This window comes from Pseudomonas sp. Pseusp16, from assembly GCF_047324915.1.
Taxonomy (GTDB): domain Bacteria; phylum Pseudomonadota; class Gammaproteobacteria; order Pseudomonadales; family Pseudomonadaceae; genus Aquipseudomonas; species Aquipseudomonas fluorescens_CD.
The window spans coordinates 5,517,018-5,532,261 of sequence record NZ_CP168522.1 but is presented as its reverse complement, the minus strand read 5'-3'; the positions used below and the strand labels follow the sequence as shown (position 1 = coordinate 5,532,261).

At 54.7% G+C, this 15,244-nt stretch carries 13 protein-coding genes and 1 pseudogene; 8 read left to right on the top strand and 6 right to left on the bottom strand.

All coding sequences use genetic code 11. The features are described from left to right. Window positions 1-139: 139 nt before the first annotated feature. A complete protein-coding gene (locus tag ACEN8Q_RS25095; RefSeq protein ID WP_413703890.1) occupies window positions 140-1,897 on the bottom strand; it encodes an FAD-dependent oxidoreductase in 1,758 nt (585 codons plus the stop codon). A 223-nt stretch (window positions 1,898-2,120) separates the two neighbouring features. On the opposite strand from ACEN8Q_RS25095, the gene ACEN8Q_RS25090 reads away from it, so the two are divergent. Together ACEN8Q_RS25090 and ACEN8Q_RS25085 are read left to right on the top strand one after the other, a co-directional pair. Further along, on the top strand, window positions 2,121-3,527 hold the full coding sequence (locus tag ACEN8Q_RS25090) for an adenosylmethionine--8-amino-7-oxononanoate transaminase (protein WP_413427639.1): 1,407 nt from the start codon (window positions 2,121-2,123) through the stop codon (window positions 3,525-3,527). A gap of 152 nt (window positions 3,528-3,679) precedes the next feature. Further along, complete coding sequence (locus ACEN8Q_RS25085) at window positions 3,680-4,399, top strand: 16S rRNA (uracil(1498)-N(3))-methyltransferase (RefSeq protein ID WP_413427640.1); 720 nt, start codon at window positions 3,680-3,682, stop codon at window positions 4,397-4,399. A 1-nt stretch (window position 4,400) separates the two neighbouring features. Here the strand turns inward: ACEN8Q_RS25085 and ACEN8Q_RS25080 are convergent, their stop codons facing one another. From ACEN8Q_RS25080 to ACEN8Q_RS25070, 3 genes are read right to left on the bottom strand one after another with little or no spacing between them, the layout of a single operon-like run. Continuing rightward, the gene (locus ACEN8Q_RS25080; RefSeq protein WP_413703889.1) at window positions 4,401-5,303 is read right to left on the bottom strand and encodes a transporter substrate-binding domain-containing protein; all 903 of its coding nucleotides are present in this window, start codon (window positions 5,301-5,303) and stop codon (window positions 4,401-4,403) included. Window positions 5,304-5,332: 29 nt separating this feature from the next. Then, window positions 5,333-5,683 (bottom strand): RidA family protein, encoded by a 351-nt coding sequence (locus ACEN8Q_RS25075; RefSeq protein ID WP_413427642.1) that lies wholly within the window; start codon window positions 5,681-5,683, stop codon window positions 5,333-5,335. A gap of 27 nt (window positions 5,684-5,710) precedes the next feature. Then, window positions 5,711-6,952 carry a D-amino acid dehydrogenase gene (locus tag ACEN8Q_RS25070; RefSeq protein WP_413703888.1) on the bottom strand — a complete coding sequence of 414 codons (1,242 nt, stop codon included), beginning with the start codon at window positions 6,950-6,952 and terminating at the stop codon, window positions 5,711-5,713. 109 nt (window positions 6,953-7,061) lie between these two features. Here ACEN8Q_RS25070 and ACEN8Q_RS25065 point away from each other — a divergent pair, with 109 nt between their 5' ends. Then, on the top strand, window positions 7,062-7,979 hold the full coding sequence (locus tag ACEN8Q_RS25065) for a LysR family transcriptional regulator (protein WP_413703887.1): 918 nt from the start codon (window positions 7,062-7,064) through the stop codon (window positions 7,977-7,979). On the opposite strand, the gene trhA is transcribed toward ACEN8Q_RS25065, so the two are convergent. Further along, a complete protein-coding gene (gene trhA, locus ACEN8Q_RS25060) occupies window positions 7,976-8,593 on the bottom strand; it encodes a PAQR family membrane homeostasis protein TrhA (protein ID WP_413427645.1) in 618 nt (205 codons plus the stop codon). The genes ACEN8Q_RS25065 and trhA overlap by 4 nt on opposite strands. Before the next feature lie 131 nt (window positions 8,594-8,724). Between trhA and ACEN8Q_RS25055 the strand changes: the two genes are divergently transcribed. Beyond that, window positions 8,725-9,639 carry a LysR substrate-binding domain-containing protein gene (locus ACEN8Q_RS25055; protein ID WP_413427646.1) on the top strand — a complete coding sequence of 305 codons (915 nt, stop codon included), beginning with the start codon at window positions 8,725-8,727 and terminating at the stop codon, window positions 9,637-9,639. Between the two features lie 127 nt (window positions 9,640-9,766). On the opposite strand, the pseudogene ACEN8Q_RS25050 reads toward ACEN8Q_RS25055, so the two are convergent. Continuing rightward, a pseudogene (locus tag ACEN8Q_RS25050) lies at window positions 9,767-9,976 on the bottom strand (malonate transporter subunit MadM); the annotation flags it as partial. 420 nt (window positions 9,977-10,396) lie between these two features. On the opposite strand from ACEN8Q_RS25050, the gene ACEN8Q_RS25045 reads away from it, so the two are divergent. From ACEN8Q_RS25045 to ACEN8Q_RS25030, 4 genes are all read left to right on the top strand, one after another. Further along, window positions 10,397-10,522, top strand: a complete 126-nt coding sequence (locus ACEN8Q_RS25045) for a hypothetical protein (RefSeq protein WP_413427647.1) — start codon at window positions 10,397-10,399, stop codon at window positions 10,520-10,522. Window positions 10,523-10,780: 258 nt separating this feature from the next. Next, complete coding sequence (locus tag ACEN8Q_RS25040) at window positions 10,781-12,544, top strand: B12-binding domain-containing radical SAM protein (RefSeq protein ID WP_413703886.1); 1,764 nt, start codon at window positions 10,781-10,783, stop codon at window positions 12,542-12,544. Window positions 12,545-12,568: 24 nt separating this feature from the next. Then, a complete protein-coding gene (locus ACEN8Q_RS25035) occupies window positions 12,569-13,432 on the top strand; it encodes a DUF692 family multinuclear iron-containing protein (RefSeq protein ID WP_413703885.1) in 864 nt (287 codons plus the stop codon). A gap of 504 nt (window positions 13,433-13,936) precedes the next feature. After that, on the top strand, window positions 13,937-15,202 hold the full coding sequence (locus tag ACEN8Q_RS25030) for a hypothetical protein (RefSeq protein WP_413703884.1): 1,266 nt from the start codon (window positions 13,937-13,939) through the stop codon (window positions 15,200-15,202). The last annotated feature ends 42 nt before the right edge of the window (window positions 15,203-15,244 follow it).

Genomic DNA, 15,244 nt, shown 5'->3' with positions numbered 1-15,244 from the left:
GATTAAGTCGAAATTGTAAGAAAAAGTGCATACAAACCAGAGAACACCTGTATCAAAAGATTTATTCGATTTCTGTTCCCGGTTTTTCTTCAGGCAAAAAAAACGCGGCCCTTGGGCCGCGCTTTTTTACGCCTGAACGTTACTGCGTCTTGGCATCCGCTGTCGGAGTCGCCGTCGATTTAGCCGCTGGCTTCTTCGCCGGTTCAGCCTTCTTGACCGGCGCCTTGGCCGGGGCTTTTTTCGCCTCGGTCTTGGCTGCCGGTTTGGCCGGAGCCTTTTTGGCTGGCTCGGCTTTTACCGGGGTCGCAGGCTTCGGTGCTTCCACCGGGGCCGGCGCGACGACCGGGGCTGGCGCCGGAGCAGGCGCTGGCGGCGCAACGGGTTCAGGTGCCTTGACCGGCTCTGGCTTCTTCTCGTCATCCGAGCCGCCAAACAGGTTGCTGAAGAAATTGCCTTTCTTCGCCGCCACCGCACCAGCGCCCGCAGCAGCAGCAGCTGCCGGGACCACTTTCGCGGGTTCCAACGACTTGCCCGCCGCCAGGTCTTCAACCTGGCTGGCCGCACGCTGACCAGTGCGCAGCGCGCCTTCCAGAGTGCCAGGGTACAGGGTGTCGGTGTGTTCGCCGGCAAAGGCTACACGCTGGACCGGACGTTCCCACAGGCGCCAGAACTTGCTGATCTGGCCCGGGCCGAAGGCCAGGTAGGCACCGCCAGTCGACGGATCGGTGCTGTAGCGACGGATCTCATAGCCGGTGAACGAACCGCGAGCCTGCGGATAGAACGCATGCAGGCGGATCAGCACCTGATCGACCATCTGCTTGTCGCCGAAAGCCTGCATCACCCGCGCGTTGTCGCCGGACAGGTTGATCACCACATTGGCACCGCCCTTCAGGGCAGGTTCGACCCACAACATGCCCAGGCCGGTGTTGCTGTAGATTTCGCCAGACATGCGCGCCTTGGACTCCCACACCGGCGTCTTGAACTTCAGCATGATCTGGTCGCGCCAGCCGTAGTTGGTGCCCTTGATCGCCGCCAGGTGCTGGGCGTCCAGCGCCGGGGTCATCTGGATCTTGTTCAGGGCGCGCAGCGGCACGGCCAGCACGGCGTAGTCAGCCTTATAACTGACGTTGTCGACTTTGACGGTCACACCATCCTTGTCCTGAATGATCGCCGAGACCGGGGAGCTGGTCTTGATGGTTTTCAGCTGTTTGACCAGGGCCTGGGCCAGCACCGGACTGCCACCGACCAGGCGCGATGCACGCAGGTCACGATCGGAGACGCCACGGTAAACGCGGCTCTGCTGCGCGAAGTACAGCAGCGACAGGCGCGAAGGTTCGTCGTAGCGGGTACGGATCTGCTGGTTGATCAACTGGCGAGCGGTGGCCGGCAGGTTCTGCTTGTCGAGCCAGCTCGACACGTTGATCTGATCCAGCGCGTGCAGCGTGTTGTTGGCAGCCGGGTTCTGCGGATCGTCGATCGAGCGCGCCAGATCGTCCACGGTCTTGTCGAAGCGCTTGAGCACCTCGGCGGTGGCCGGTTGCTTCGTTGCCAGATCGGTCGCGGAGAAATACTCGCCATCGATCAGGTAGCCGGGAGTCCGCACAAACTCAGGGGCCGGCGTGGTGCTCAGTTTGAAGTTCGATACGTACTTGTTCAGCGCCGGTTGAGCCTTGTCATTGCCGATCCACTCACTGGTGGCCATGCCGGAACGGCCGCCCAGGCTCGACCTGGCTTCCAGCAGAGTGACCTGCCAGCCCTTGTTCTGCAGCTCGTATGCGGCAGTCAGACCCGACAGGCCGCCGCCGATCACGATCGCGGTTTTATCCTTGGCCAGCGCAGACACGCTGAACAGCCCCAACATCACCAGCGCACAGGCGCGCAGCCAACCGACAGACATTCAGCGAACTCCGGAATTACACGAGGAAAACAGCAGTTTTTGCGAGCCAGGCGGCTCAAGAACCGCGAAGGATACGTCAGCCTTCAAACACCCGCCAGCAACGTCTTTCGGCCTGGATAAAGTAGCTGATTCAACACAATGGGTTGTCCCCGTGGCACGCATTGCATAGGCTTGCGCGATTGTTTGTCCGCGCAGGTAACGGACCGCCTCCAGGAGAGTGAAAATGGGCCTGAATAATCAGTGGATGCAACGCGATCTCGCCGTGCTGTGGCATCCCTGCACCCAGATGAAAGATCACGAACAACTGCCGCTGATCCCGATCAAGCGCGGGGAAGGCGTGTGGCTGGAAGACTTCGAAGGCAAACGCTACCTCGATGCGGTCAGCTCCTGGTGGGTCAATGTGTTCGGGCACGCCAACCCGCGGATCAACCAGCGCATCAAGGACCAGGTCGATCAGCTCGAACATGTAATCCTTGCAGGTTTCAGCCATCAACCGGTGATCGAACTGTCCGAGCGCCTGGTGAAGATGACACCGGAAGGCCTGACCCGGTGCTTCTACGCCGATAACGGTTCGTCCTGCATCGAAGTCGCGCTGAAAATGAGCTTTCACTACTGGCTCAATCGCGGTCAGCCGAACAAGAAACGCTTCGTCACCCTGACCAACAGCTACCACGGCGAAACCATGGCAGCGATGTCGGTGGGCGACGTGCCGCTGTTCACCGAGACCTATAAAGCGCTGTTGCTGGACACCATCAAGGTGCCGAGCCCGGACTGCTACCTGCGCCCCGAGGGCATGAGCTGGGAAGAGCATTCGCGCAACATGTTCGCGGCCATGGAGCAGACCCTGGCCGAAAACCACGACACGGTCGCGGCGGTGATCGTCGAGCCGCTGATCCAGGGCGCCGGTGGCATGCGCATGTACCACCCGGTGTACCTCAAGCTGCTGCGCGAAGCCTGCGACCGCTACGGCGTGCACCTGATCCACGACGAAATCGCCGTCGGCTTCGGTCGCACCGGGACGATGTTCGCCTGCGAACAGGCCGGCATCCGCCCTGACTTCCTGTGCCTGTCCAAAGCCCTGACCGGCGGCTATCTGCCGCTGGCGGCGTGCATGACAACCGACGAGGTCTACAGCGCCTTCTACGACGACTACCCGACCCTGCGCGCGTTCCTGCATTCCCACAGCTACACCGGCAACCCGCTGGCGTGCGCGGCGGCCCTGGCGACCCTGGACATTTTCGAAGAAGACAACGTCATCGAGAACAACAAGGCCCTGGCGCAGCGCATGGCTGCGTCGACGGCACATCTGGTCGACCACCCGAACGTATCCGAAGTGCGCCAGACCGGCATGGTGCTGGCCATCGAGATGGTCAAGGACAAGGCCAGCAAAGAAGCTTGGCCGTGGCAGGAACGTCGCGGCCTGAAGGTGTTCCAGCACGCCCTGGAGCGTGGTGCTTTACTGCGTCCATTGGGTAGCGTGGTGTATTTCCTGCCGCCGTATGTGATCACTCCGGAGCAGATCGACTTCCTCGCCGAAGTGGCCAGCGAAGGGATCGACATTGCGACCCGTGACAGTGTCAGCGTGGCCGTGCCGAAGGACTTCCATCCGGGGTTCCGTGATCCGGGCTGATTCGTTCGGTTGAGATTCTGTGGTGTCCGGGCCGGCCTCTTCGCGAGCAAGCCCGCTCCCACAGTTGGCACCGCATACCCTGTGGGAGCGGGCTTGCTCGCGAATGAAGTCAACACCGGTTTAACTGATTCACATTTTTCCAGAGATCCAGCATGAGACTGTCCCGCTTCTTCATCGACGCCCCCCTGAGCACCGGCGAGCACGAGTTGCCCGAAGCCCAGGCCCACTACATCGGCCGCGTCCTGCGCATGGCCGAAGGCGATGCGCTGCAACTGTTCGATGGTTCCGGCCACGAGTTTCGCGCCACCCTGGTCGAAGTCGGCAAGAAGCGCGTAGTGGTGCAGATCGATGAAAGCTTTGCCGGGCAGATCGAGTCGCCGCTGCAAATCCATCTCGGCCAAGGCCTGTCCCGAGGCGAGCGCATGGACTGGGCGATTCAGAAAGCCACGGAACTGGGCGCCACTGAAATCACCCCGATCTTCACCGAACGCTGCGAAGTCCGGCTCAAGGACGAGCGCGCCGACAAGCGTCTGCTGCATTGGCGCCAGGTGGCGATCAGCGCATGCGAGCAATGCGGGCGCTCAAGGGTGCCGGTGATTCATCCGCCAATGCTGTTGGTCGACTGGCTCAAGCAGGCACAAGCCGAGTTGAAACTGGTGCTGCACCCGGTGGCCGAACCGTTGGTGAGCCACGCCAAACCTTCAAATCTGGCATTCCTGATCGGTCCGGAGGGTGGTTTGTCCGATGCCGAAGTCGATCAGGCCAAGGCCAGCGGCTTCCACGCCGCCCGCCTCGGTCCACGGGTGCTGCGCACCGAAACCGCGCCGGTTGTTGCACTGGCGGTGGCCCAGCAACTCTGGGGTGATTTCTAGGCTACTGCACCGGATCACTCACCGGTTTGGCAATGATCGCCTTGAGTTCGCTGGTCATCGGGAACTCAAGGTTCAACCCCTTCGGCGGGATCGGCTGCTCGAACCAGCGTTTGTAGATGCCATTGATCTCACCCGAGCTGTACAGATCCGCCAGCGCTGCGTTGACCAGCGCCAGGAACTGCGGATCATCCTTGCGTACCATGCAGCTGTAGATCTCCCGCGATTGCTCCTCCCCGACCACCACCCACTTGTGCGGGTCATGGGCCTTGGCCCGCTCGCCGTAGAGCAGCGCGTCGTCCATGTAGAACGCTGCTGCCCGGCCCGATTGCAGCATCTGGAAGGCTTCGCCGTGGTCCTTGGCGCTGATCACGAACATGTCGATCTTGTGATCGATGTTGTAGCTTTTCAGGAAGCGCTCGTTGGTGGTGCCGGCGGTAGTCACCACATTCTTGCCGCGCAGGTCGGCGAAGCTCTTGATCCCACTGTCCCTGGCTGTCAGCAACTGGCCTTTGACGTAGATGAAACCGTAGGAGAACGCCACCTGCTTCTGCCGCTCGGCGGTCACGCCGGTGGAGCCGCACTCAAGGTCCACGGTGCCGTTCTGCACCAGTGGAATGCGGGTCTGCGAGGTCACCAGGTTGTACTTCACACTCAAGTCCGGCAGCGCCAGTTGCTGCCGGATGCGCTCGACGATCTTGCCCGCCAGATCCACCGAGTAACCCATCGGTTTGCCGCTGTGATCACCCACGTAGGAGAACGGCACCGAAGCATCGCGATAGCCCAGGGTGATGCTGTTGGCGCTGGCGATCTTGCTCAAGGTACCGGTCAGCGGCGCCTCATTGGCCTGAACCTGGCTGCCGAGCAACAGGCCAAGCGTACAAGCGAGCAACGTGATTTTCTGCATTGTTATTCTCCGTTGTGGGTGTTGGTTTATCAGACGCGTGCAGCGATGACGGTGATTTCCACCAGCACCTGCGGGCGGGCCAGTTCGGCCTGCACGGTAGTGCGGCTCGGCGCCTGTCCCGGCGATAGCCAGGCCGACCAGACCTCGTTCATCGCGGCGAAATCCCCGGTGATGTCCTTCAGGTAAATGGTCGCGCTCAGCAGATGATCCTTGTCGCTGCCCGCCTCGGCCAGCAGGGTATCGATTTTCGCCAACACTTCGCGGGTCTGGCCGCTTGCATCCTGGGCATCGCCAGGCACCTGCCCGGAGAGAAACACCAGGTCGCCAAAAGTCACGGCGCCAGACAGGCGCGGGTTGCTGTGCAGTCGGGTAATGGTCATTGCAATGTCCTCCTCGGAAATCAGTATTCAGGCGACCCGATGGTTGAAACCCTGCAGGTCGATGGAAGGCCGGCGCTCGCCGATCAGTTCACTGAGCAAGCGCCCGCTGCCGCATGCCAGGGTGAAACCCAACGCACCGTGGCCGAGGTTGAGCCACAGGTTGCGATACGCCGTCGCGCCCAGCAACGGCACGCCGCTGGGGGTGGCCGGGCGCATGCCGGCCCACTCGACGGCTTCGTCATAGGCGCCGGCATTTGGAAAGGTGTCATGGGCCTGACGCTTGATCAGTGCCAGGCGCCTGGGGTCCGGCGCAGGGTCGAAGCCGACGATGTCGACCATCGCCGCCACCCGCAATTGCTTGCCGATGCGGGCGTAGACGATCTTGCGGTCGTAGTCGGTGATGCTCACGTCCGGCGCCCGGTGACCGGCGCCGATGGGCACGGTCAGGCTGTAGCCCTTGAGCGGATAAAGCGGCAGTTGCAGTCCGGGCAGCGCCAACAGCGGACTGCGGTGGCCGGCGGCGATCACCAGTTGATCGACCGGCAGCAATTGCTCGCCGAGTTCGATCGCGTTGACACTGCCGTTGCTGTGGCGAATGCCGGTCACCGCTTGCCCGAGGAGAAATTCGCAACGGCCAGACGCCTTCAGTCGTGCGGCCAGTTGCTGGCAGAAACCGTGGCAGTCGCCGACCTCTTCGTCCGGGGTGTAGATCGCCCCGACAAAGGGGGCATCGATCAGGGCCGGTTCCAGTTGCGCGCATTCGGCCGGCGACAACACCTGCTGTTGCTGCGGGTCGGCCAGGCCTTGGCGCGCATGCTCGAAGCTGCTGTTCTGGCGGAAAGTCACCAGCTTGCCATTGCGCCGCCACTGGAATCCCGCCAGCCCATCGTCCTCGCGCCAGGACTTCAATGTGTCCTGGCTGAACAGCGCCAGGCGCAGCAAGTGCGCGGCGTTCTCGCGGTTGACCGAGCGGCGACAGGCGCCGAGGAACGACGCCATCCAGCGCCACTGGGCCAGGTCGAAGCGCGGGCGCAGCTTCAGCGGTGAGTCGCCGCGCAACATCCAGCCGACGGCTTGCAAAGGCACACCGGCGTCGGCCAGGGGCGCGACATAGCGATAGGACAACTGGCCGCCGTTGGCGAAGCTGGTTTCGCTGCCCAGCGAGTCCCGTGCCTCGACCACCGTCACCTCGAAGCCGTCGCGCACCAGCGCATAGGCCGTTGCCAGGCCAATCACGCCGCCACCGATGATGCACACACGCTGAGCCATGTCCGTCCTTAAAACCGTAGTGAAGACGAGGCCGAGGTTAGAGCCAGGTGACAGACGTTGAACAATGCATAAAGATGGCAAACCCATAAACAAAGGTTATGGACTTGCCATGCGCCTTCGCCATATCGAGATTTTCCAGGCCATTCGCCAGACCGGCTCAATCAGCGCTGCCGCACAATTGCTGCACGTCTCGCAGCCGGCGGTGAGCAAGGTGTTGCAGCACGCCGAGCAGCAATTGGGCTTCCCGTTGTTCCTGCGGGTGCGCGGCAAGTTGCAGGCGACCCCGGAAGCGCTGGAGCTGGAGCGCGAAGTGGACAAGGTCAGCGAAAGCCTGCAAGGCGTGCGACGCCTGGCGCAGAGCCTGCGCCGCGAGCCTGGCCACAGCCTGCGCATCGGTGCCACTCCGGCGCTGGCACTGTCATTGCTGCCGCCGGCCATTCACGAATGGACCGGGCGTTACCCGGACATCGTTTGCGAACTCTCCAGCGCCCACAGTCGCGAACTGGTGCAGAATCTGTTGATGCGCGAAGTGGATGTCGCCCTGACCCTGCAACGCCCGGATCACCCGGGGCTCAAGGCCCAGGCGCTGGCGTCCGGCGTGCTGGTGGCACTGGCGCCGAGTGGTTACTGGCCTCAGGAAGATGCGGGCAAACCGTTGCCGCTGATCGCACTGGCGGACGCGCCGCTGATCGGTTTATCCAGCGCCGATCCGCTGGCCGCGCGGCTCGACAGTTACCTGGAAGCGGTCGAACCCCCGCCCCGGGTACACATCGCCGTGCAAACCTATTCCCTGGCACGGGCGATGGTGGAATCTGGCGCGGGCCTGGCGGTGATCGATCCGTTCACCGCCCTTGGCGCCTCTCCCGCCACCACAACGATTCGCCCCCTGGCACCGCCGCTACCCATCACCCTCTACGCGGTGACCCGCGCCGCTGAACCGCCGCCCCACACCTTGAACGACCTGTTGCAGGTATTCAGCCGTCGAGCCCGGGAGCAGCTGGATCGCCTGGTCCCGGTACAGCCTTAAAGCACATAAAAACAGATCGCCACAAAGTGCAGCAGGCTCCCGGCGATGACAAACAGATGCCAGATCCCGTGGGCATGCCGCAGCCGGTCGTCCAGGGCAAAAAAGATAATCCCCACCGTGTACAACACCCCACCTGATGCCAGCCACGCAAATCCGGCGCCGCCCAGCGCCGCGAGCAACGGCTTGACTGCCACCAACACAATCCAGCCCATCACCGCGTAAATCACGATCGACAGAATCCGCGCTTCCGAACGCGGCTTGATCTCCTGCAGGATGCCGATCAGCGCCAGCCCCCAGACAATCCCGAACAACGTCCAGCCCCACGGCCCGCGCAGGGTCACCAGGCAGAACGGCGTGTAGCTTCCGGCAATCAACAGATAGATCGAAAAGTGATCGACCTTCTGCATGATCGCTTTCTTGCGCCCGCGCACGCTGTGGTACACAGTCGATGCGCTGTAAAGCACCAGCAGGGTAAAGGCATAGATCGCCATGCTGACAATCTTCCACGGGTTGCCGTCGAGGCTGGCAAGCACAATCAGCCACACCCCTCCGACAAACGCCGCCACTGCCCCGACCAGATGCGTCCAGGCATTCAATCGTTCCCCGTGATACATGTGTTGCTCACCTCGAATCTCACTACCGCAACGCGCAAGGCTCAGGCCTGGAGCGTAAAAGCGCAATGTTTCTGTACGACGGGCCCGGCGTAATTGGGCACAATCGAGTCATTCCAAAAAGAGTCCGGCCCATGCTGATCGATGAAGAGTTGACCCTGAAAAAACTCGAGGTGTTCCTGGCCTTCATGCGCACCGGCAACCTGGCACGCGCCGCTGCCGAGCTGCAGACCAGCAATGTCAGCGTGCATCGGGCGATCCATTCCCTGGAAAGCGCCCTGCGCTGCCCGTTGTTCAAGCACGAAGGGCGCAGCCTGACGCCACTGGAAAGTGCCTATGTGCTGGAAGAACGGGCGCAGAAGCTGATTCAGGATGTCGTCGAAACTGTGCGCCTGACCCGCGAGGCCGCCGGGTTCTCGGCCGAACGCTTCAAACTGGGCTCGCTGTATTCACTGACGGTGAAGACCGTGCCGCAGCTGATCATGGGTTTGAAGATCCGCCGCAGCGAGCTCAACATCGACCTGATCCTGGGCTCCAACATCGACCTGCTCTACAAGCTCAAGAACATGGAAGTCGATGCGGCCCTGGTGTCACTGGACGACAGCGTCAACGATCCGGATTGCGAGCACATCCCGCTGTTCTCCGACGATATCTTCCTCGCCACGCCCGCCGACTCCAGGTTTGCCCAGCGCACCGAAGTCGACCTGGCCGAGGTCCGCGACGAAACCTTCATCACCCTGACCCAGGGCTTCGCCACCCACCAGGACGGCAAGCGGGTATTCGAGCAGGCAGGGTTCGAGCCGAAGGTGGCGATGCAGGTCAACGACATCTTCACCCTGCTGAGCATGGTCAGTTCAGGCGTAGGTTATGCGTTGCTGCCGGGGCGGATTGCCGCGGTGTACGAGAACCGGGTGAAACTGATCCCGTTGCAGGAAAAGTACCGCTTGCAGCAGCACATTGGCGTGGTGTTCCTGAAGGCCAAGGAGCGGGATCCGAACCTGCTGGCGTTGCTGGCGGAGTGTCGGATGTATGCCAATCGGCAGGTTTGAAACCGTGGCGCCTGCATCGCGGGCAAGCCACGCTCCCACAGGAATTGCGCTGTCCCTGTGGGAGCGGCGGTGCGACGATTCGACTTGCCCGCGATGACGCCGGAACATTCAATGATGAAGTAGCGGACTAACCCACAATCCCGCGAACAATGAAGTACAACAGCGAAGGCCCCAGCAAGCAGCCCAACCCGGTGTGGAACGTCGCAGTCAACGCGCCATAAGGCACCAGCCGCCGATCCGTCGCCGCCAACCCGGCAGTCACGCCACTGACAGTCCCGGCCAGCCCACCGAACACCATCGCCGAGCGCGGGTTATCCAGGCCCATCCAGCGCGCTGAATCCATATTATTGGTCACTGCACAGCAATGAAAAAATTTTAACCTCAACTTCAAAACGACCCACAAACTAATTTAACGCGCTGTTTTCTAGACATAAAGTCGAGAAGTTGATTTACGCATCGCATCAAAGCGGCAGACCCAAAAATCTATATTCACCACTTACTTGTAGGATAATTCCCTTAAAGTAGGATACGACCTACAAAGCCACAAGCATCCTAGGAAATTTCGGAAGTTTTAATTTTTATTTGACTGCAATCTGATTCGATACTTATATGAAACCGTCACAGATAGCTATCCATCAGTGGCAGGAGGTTAGACACTCAACTGTGCACAGCTATATATCTGCCGAGTTCTAACTTCAACGTTGTCAAACCGGAGATATCCTGTGACTTAGCTGTCACATTTCAGAAGGAGAAAGGTATGAATGACGAAATAATTTATGATGAAAACAACTTAGATGATTTAGCCTCCGATGTTGAGGTTATGACTCCTGTTCCAGATGGAACGTATGACATGGTTGCTGGAAAAACAGCGCCAGAGTTCTGATGAAATAACCAGGGCATCGTTTAACGATGCCCACTTCTAAAATCCAAGGCTGCCAACACATGAGAGCTACAATCAATGAAGGTGTTCTATGCTTAACAGAACTCGGATATTGTTTTTTCCACAATGGCACACACCTCCTGAAAATTCCGAAAAAAAAGTTTATTGAAGCAATGGATTCCCATGAAAAATCCTTGGCGCTAACAGAGCGGTATCCAGCTTTTTTCAATATGTCTGAGGCCAAAGAGGCAAGGAGTGCGTATGAACGAAGCGTGCTGGAATTCACTAAACAATGACAGTGACATTTATGATTCTACTCGACTAGCGTTAGTTTCGCTGCCATACGGCGAAGGTCCGCAAAAAGTAATGCCTCTGGGACTGCAGAACATATCAGCCTACGTAAAAAAACATGTAGCACATGTAAATTGCAAAATATTTGATTATTCTGACTTATATACCTCAGACGCTCACGAGTTAAAAGACTTGATAGACTGGCAACCTGCCCTGGTAGGAATATCTATTTACAGCAGCCATGTTCAAGCAGCGATCGCCTGGGGGAAGTTAATTAAAAACGCACTACCTGAGGCAGTATTATTTTGCGGCGGCCCGCATATAAGCCTTGCAGCGAAAGATTTTTTACGTGTATCAAATGGTATTTTTGAACTGGCACTTTATGGTGAAGGAGAACACTCAACAGCCACACTACTAAAGTTATTCAATAAATCGCGCGAGGAAGCCCCACCCTCTCAGCCCACAGAGAACACCAATAAAAACTTTACACCAAAACAAATATTTATAGATAACCACTTACAATACATACCAAATGCAGCTTGGATCTCCGCAACCGGGAAAACGTACGAAACATATAAACAGAAGATACAATTACCCGCAACCGAGTGGGAAAATCCATTATTGGAATATTGTTCCGAGCGTTTACAAAACCTCTATTTCACGGACAGGCGAGATGGTAAGAAAAGAAGATCAATAGCTCTCACCAGTAGCCGTGGCTGCCCTTTAGCGTGCTCATTCTGCGCTATCGTTGCGGCAGATAAAGATGGTCCTAAGTGGCGTGCTGTCGACGCAACCACTCTTGTCAATTGGATTGTAGAGGCTCACAAACAATACTCTTTTGAACATATTTACATGATGGACGCTAATTTTTTTGTACGAAAAGACAGAGTACTGGAGTTCTCTGAAAAACTATACAAGCTGTTCGGTGGCGAGGTTACATGGAGCAGTTCTTCTACAGTAGGATACCTGCTTAAGTTACGCACAGAATTGCCAAAATTAGTTACGCAAGGATTAAGACTGGTCGAAATGGGTATTGAGTCTGGCTCGCAAACTCAGCTCGATTACATGAACAAGAGAGTCACAGTAAAGAATAATATAGACGCAATTAGGGCCTTACAGATCAATGGCATTGACGTCGGCCTCGACTTTATCATGTTCTATCATGACCAACAAAAAAGAGAAATTATAGAAAATCTAAGTTTTCTGCTCAACTCTGGAATGACTGAACATGAATCCTTTGATCATTATTTCAATATCATGATGATATATCCAGGAACGCCTGTTAGAGATAATCTTGAAAGGAAAATGGGCATTAAGTTCAACTTGATCGACTTACCTAACAGCAGACAGCTTATAGAGAATCAAGAGGTGAAGGAAATCTACGACGCCTATATAGATTATTTTGCAAAACCTCTCCTAAACTCTCTAGAGAACGCAATTTCTATAAATATAGAAAAAATCTCACAAAGCACCTCGCCACGAGAAATTGCGCACCTATCCTTGCTAAATATTTACCTAAGACATATGCCATTCAAAATTCTGTGGGGGCTCTGTCAGCGGACGGGGGAGCGAACGGCGATATTTACAGGAAAAGAGTTCCTAACATATACCTCTATCTTAAAAAAAACCTTGCACGGCAAAGAACCAAATAACTCGCCGAAACGAGTCGCTTTAGAAACCTTTACGCTTGGTGTTGGCGGTAGAAAAGGTGAATTAATCGGAAAGTCTGCATAACTATCGTTCGAGCAGGTAAATTTTATGGACATCAATTCGATAAGTCTAGGTGTGAGTGGCGATATAAATAAGCTAAAACAATTTATTTATTTACATACAAGCACCAATAGCGTTTACCGTGGTGCCCCGATCAAGCACTTCAGCCTGGGCGTGCGCCCCTGGGATAGGTTGGAGAACTCAATTATTGATTTTTGTGCAACTGCTGACTTCACTATTTCCGTACACCCAGTAGATATAAACTTCTCTGGCGTGATCGACATGGCAGAGTTAGCAAATCTGAAAAAAATAGTTGATACTCTCCCGGTAAGTTACATCGAAGAAGACATAGGCATATGGAGAAATGGCAATCTTTTTCTAGGCGCCCATCAGACCAATCCACCTTTAAACAAAAAATCATTACAAACAACAATAATTAACGCCAAAATGGTAAAGCATTTTCTTGAGTTACCCATACTTTTAGAGAATCCTCCCGTATACAGCGAGTTCGGAAGCATACCGTTTTGGGACTTCTATTTAGAGCTATGCATTCAGTCTGGTTGCTCCATGGCCTTTGACATAGGACATTACTTGGGCTATTGCAAAAGCAAAGATCTTGCTTTCGCTATACCTGACGCCAAACATGAAATATGGCGCCTCATCAAGACGTTACATATTTCAGGAATAAAATCCTGGATGTGGAATAGTATTCCCGTGTGGCTCGACCAACACTCAGACCCCTTCAATATTGAACTGATGGAAGCTTTCAAGCCAACCATCTCCCAGGCATACAATACGGAAAATATTTTGCTAGAAATGGAGGGATCATCCATTGAAGTTGAGCGAAGCAACATTGATCTCGTAAAAAAATCGCTCGCAGAGGTATCAGAAAATGATAATAAAAAACACTGATACTATCGACTTGATTTTCACTGAAATATATAAATCTAAAAATATTCTCAGTTCCCCAACCACTGCATGCGATAAACATTTCACATTTGAATGCGTTAGACGATACCTAGACATATCTCGGCATTTAAATAGAAGATGGCCTTATACGATTAGATACCTACAATCAATCTATGGAGATGACATATTAACTAACGTATTTGAACAAATTGATACGACCGGGAGCACCTACAGAAACCTCAATGATGCAGCCTGTGGTATTTTTTTTAACAATACCGCTAAAAACTCAAATATTGATTTCGAGTTATTACTTTACGAAGACTTTAGAAATGGAAAAGCTAGAAGTTCAGCATACACCACTAAGCAACCTTTAGAGAGATCCACACTAATCCCTTACGATCTTGATTCAATATATACGACACTGATGTTTTACGGTCGCGCCTACGCGCCGTCTGCTCTATATGTAAACCTTATTCTAGAGCCCGGTAAAACTTATAGAGTAAACGAATGAAAAGTGCACACACACTAATCGCGAGATCAGATGCCTTGTATGGTGGCGTTGCAATGGGAGCAACAATTCTCGAACTAGCCTTAATTGCAAGCAATCCAAATTTAGGCCAGTTTTCGTTGGAATTCTCGCTTGCAACGCAGTTAATCATTTCCTTGATTGTGGAATTTTACATTGGACACTACTTTGTATGTAGACTAGGCATTGCCAATACCACCATCTATGGCTTTATATTCAAACTGGCATGCGCTATTTTCCTGACATTGGGATTTTGGGCAGCATTGCTTGAATATTGGTACACAGGCTGGAGCTTAATTCTAATTGCTTTCGTATGCGACTCAGCAGGAACAGGCTGTTTAAAAGCATCTTTCCGGCCAGCTTATAATGCCTTACATATAAAAATGACTGGCCAGACCGCTGATTACATCAAAGCATTCAATCATCTTCTATACATTCGAATTGGAACTCCTTTTACTTTATTACTGACGGCCTCCCTTGTAATAAATTTCACCTCATATTTATATGCCACAACAGCAATAATGTCGATGCTGCTATTACTCAGATCAGCGCAAATATACATATCAAACAGTGATCTACGACCCGCCGACACAAGCAGAACCACTTTAATACATTCAAGCCGGCATGCATATCTTAAGCATTTCACTGTTGCCGCGAAATATCCAGCGCAAATAACTGGCTATGTTGCGGGAAACGTATTTGAATCTTTGGTATTTATGTACGCAATAGGTTTGCTCTATCGGCATAGCAACCTCTTGGGCTTAGCCCAGCAATTTTCTTGGTTAGGAAGCTCAGCGATTGCGTACATGGTCTTTTTGGCATCTACCGTATTAGGGAGGCTTGTGACATCCAGACTTATCATCAGCAAATCCAGCACCACACTCGCAACTTCCTGTTTGATTGCGACTGTTATCACATCTCTACTGCTGGCACTAACCAACAAGGACATTACGTTCTTTTTATCGCTAGCTTTTTTTTGTCTATTAGGCGTGGTGATCGGAACAATATTTACCCGACTAACATCAAATGAAGTTTTCCATAACGCAAACGATAGCGATGCAGTATCTTTTTTTCTTGTCAGCGAACTTGCCACAACATTAACCATCATACTGATCATCACTGCGAGCAGTTTTATTTTTAATCCTGAGAGGATAATTGAGGGCCTAAGTTATGGCCTAGTTGCACTTATGATGGCATATTACCTAACCACAACTCTTATCCGAGCCACAACAAAAACCTCCAAATGACATCAAACAAACATTTCACTTCCACATAAAATTTCAGCCACG